This window comes from Paracraurococcus ruber (assembly GCF_004353985.1).
Classification (GTDB): domain Bacteria; phylum Pseudomonadota; class Alphaproteobacteria; order Acetobacterales; family Acetobacteraceae; genus Paracraurococcus; species Paracraurococcus ruber.
Genome location: NZ_SMOA01000447.1, coordinates 1 through 2,938, shown reverse-complemented (window position 1 = coordinate 2,938; position 2,938 = coordinate 1). Strand labels below are relative to the sequence as shown.

The window sequence follows — 2,938 nt, the reverse complement described above, 5'->3', positions numbered from 1 at the left end:
CGCGCCGTCGCGCATGACACGGGCCGCGGTCCGGCAGCCTCAGCGCGGCGGCGCGCCGCCCGGCGGACCCTGGCGGGCGGGCGCGGCCCGCCGCATGGTGCCGCGCGGCAGGTCGGCGGCGCCGTCCACATCGCGCAGCCGCCGCAGCAGCGCCACCCGATGGCCGCGGCAATTCGCCAGGGTGTCCGCCAGCGCATGCTCGGTGGACCAGCGGACGCCGCGGAAGGGGTCGGGCGGCCGGCGCGGGCCGAAGCCGACCAGCCAGTAGCCGCCATCCTCGGCCGGGCCGAACACCGCCCCGGCCTTCCCCAGTGCGCGGAAGGCTGCCGCCACCTCGGCGCGGCCGAGGCCGGGGATGTCGCTGCCGACCAGCACCGCCCGGCGGTGCCGGGCCAGCGCCCGCGCCATCCGCTGGCCGAGATCGCCCCGCCCCTGGCCGGTCATCGGCAGGCCGGCGGGCCAGCGCGCCCGGTCGGGCGTGACCGCCAGCAGGGTGCGCCAGCGGCGGTCGCGCCCCAGCTCCCGCGCCAGGCGCCGCAGCTGGCCGCGATGGAAGCGCAGCGCCGCGACCTCCCCCACCTCCCGCGCCAGCCTTCGCTTGACCGTGCCGAGCCGGGGCGCGCGGGCGAAGAGGATCAGCGTGTCGCCCTTCATGCCCGCCCCCGCGGCGGCCGGCCGGGACCCGGGTGCGAGGCGGCCGGCGTCAGGCCCGGCATCAGGCATACACCCGCGCGATCCAGCGCGGCGGCAGGCCGAGGAACCAGAGCGCGAGGCAGAGCAGGTTGCGGGCGGAGCGGCGATACCAGCCATCCCGCCGCCAGCGCTCGGCCGAGGTGACGGCGGCGACCGGCAGCGCCGCCAGCCGGCGCCGGCCGATGCGGCGCACCAGGTCCACATCCTCCATCAGCGGCAGGGGCCGGTAGCCGCCCACCGCCTCGTACAGCGCGCGGGAGAGCAGCAGCCCCTGGTCGCCATAGGGCAGGCCGAGGCGGCGGGAGCGCCAGGCCACCAGCCTTTCCAGGCGCCGGGCCTGCGGCGCGGGATCGTCGAGCGCGAAGGCGAAATGCGCGGCGCGATGCCGGTTGCCGGGGTCCGCCATGAAGTGCCGCACCGCCGCCGACCAGCCGCGCGCCGGGCGCGTGTCGGCATGCAGGAACAGCAGCCAGTGCCCGGTCGCCGCCGCCCCGCCGGCCGCCAGCTGCGTCCCCCGGCCGCGCGCCGCCGGCAGCACCGGGCAGCCGGCCGCGGCGGCGATGGCCCGCGTGGCATCGCTGCTGCCGCCATCGACGACGAGGATCGCCGCCTCCGCCTCGGCGCAGGCCGCGAGGGTGCGCGGCAGCGCGGCGGCGGCATTCAGCGTGGGGATGACGATGGTCAGGCATTGTTCCAAGGCGGGATCCCGTCGGCATTAACCATTCGTTCGTGCGATGTTCTTGACAGCCGGGTGGGGCACCCGGCAAGGTGCCGACGAACAGATAGGGAACTCCGCCATGCCGGACGGTCTCTCCGCCTCTGTCCCCGCCGATGCCCTGGTGTCCGCCGCCCGCAGGGGGCGCGGCGCGGCGTCCAACCCCGCCGTGCGGTATGAGAGCACGGCGCGGGAAGCCTTCGACGATGGCTGGGGCTCGCTCGCGGACCTGTCCGACCTGCCGCCGCTGCCGACCACCCTGGTGCGGGAGAAGGCGCGGACCGCGCTGGCCTTCAACGACAGCCCGGATATCGGCTTCGACCGGTCGCTGAACCCCTATCGCGGCTGCGAGCATGGCTGCGTCTACTGCTATGCCCGGCCGAGCCATGCCTATGTCGGCTACTCGCCCGGCCTGGATTTCGAGACCAAGCTGCTGTTCAAGCCGGACCTGCCGGCGCTGCTGGAGAAGGAGCTGCGCCGGCCGGGCTACGAGGCGCGGCCCGTGGCGCTGGGCGCCAACACCGACCCCTACCAGCCGATCGAGCGGACGCTGCTGATCACGCGGCAGGTGCTGGAGGTGCTGGAGCGCTTCGGCCACCCGGTCACCATCGTCACGAAGTCGGCCGGCGTGCTGCGCGACCTGGATATCCTGACGCGGCTGGCGCGGCGCAACCTGGTGCATGTCTGCCTGTCGGTCACCACCCTGGATGCCGGCCTGGCGCGGCGGATGGAGCCGCGGGCGGCGGCGCCCCGACGCCGGCTGCAGGCGATGGCGACGCTGGCCCAGGCCGGCGTGCCGGTGGGCGTGCTGGCGGCGCCGATGATCCCCGGGCTGAACGACGCGGAGCTGGAGCGCATCCTGGCCGAGAGCGCGGCGGCCGGCGCGACGCGGGCCGGCTATGTGCTGCTGCGCCTGCCGCTCGAGATCCGGCAGCTCTTCGAGGAATGGCTGCGGCTGCATGTCCCCGACCGCGCGGCGCGGGTGCTGGCCCTGGTGCGGGAGACGCGCGGCGGCAAGGCCTATGACAGCCGCTGGGGCGTCCGGCAGACCGGCGAGGGGCCCTATGCCGACATGCTGGCCGGGCGCTTCAAGGTGGCGGCGGCCCGGCACGGCCTGACCGGCACGAATGGCCGCAGCCAGCGGCTGGACTGCACCCAGTTCCGCGCGCCGGAGGTGCAGGCCGCGCCGCGGCAGCTGGCGCTGCTGTAGCGCCGGCCGCCCCCGGCCGGGACGGGGGCGATGCCGGGCGCCGGGACCCGGCGGGCGATGCGCCGGCGCGGGGCGCGGGCCGGTTGGCATCCTGGCGGCCGGGGGCCGCGCGGCATCCGCCGCGATCCGTCCCGGTCGGTCCCACCGCTGCCGGCGGCATTGCTGCCGAAGCCACCCCTGGCCGGGCGTCCTTCCCCGGGCCGCCCGGCCCAGCCTGGACCCGCCGCTACCCCGAGGCGGGCCCGGGGTGCAGGCCGGGCGGCGCCGCCTTCCCCCCTTTGGGCGGCGCCGCCCCGGCGCACGGCCGCGAGCGGATTGCG

The 2,938-nt window shown here is 77.1% G+C and carries 3 protein-coding genes; 1 reads left to right on the top strand and 2 read right to left on the bottom strand.

Annotated features, from left to right (window positions below; translation table 11 throughout):
* Positions 1 to 39: 39 nt before the first annotated feature.
* Positions 40 to 654 carry a TIGR04282 family arsenosugar biosynthesis glycosyltransferase gene (locus E2C05_RS30530; RefSeq protein WP_133223372.1) on the bottom strand — a complete coding sequence of 205 codons (615 nt, stop codon included), beginning with the start codon at positions 652 to 654 and terminating at the stop codon, positions 40 to 42.
* 61 nt (positions 655 to 715) lie between these two features.
* A complete protein-coding gene (locus E2C05_RS30525; RefSeq protein WP_192912555.1) occupies positions 716 to 1,390 on the bottom strand; it encodes a TIGR04283 family arsenosugar biosynthesis glycosyltransferase in 675 nt (224 codons plus the stop codon).
* A gap of 100 nt (positions 1,391 to 1,490) precedes the next feature.
* Between E2C05_RS30525 and E2C05_RS30520 the strand changes: the two genes are divergently transcribed.
* Complete coding sequence (locus E2C05_RS30520) at positions 1,491 to 2,618, top strand: PA0069 family radical SAM protein (RefSeq protein ID WP_133223371.1); 1,128 nt, start codon at positions 1,491 to 1,493, stop codon at positions 2,616 to 2,618.
* The last annotated feature ends 320 nt before the right edge of the window (positions 2,619 to 2,938 follow it).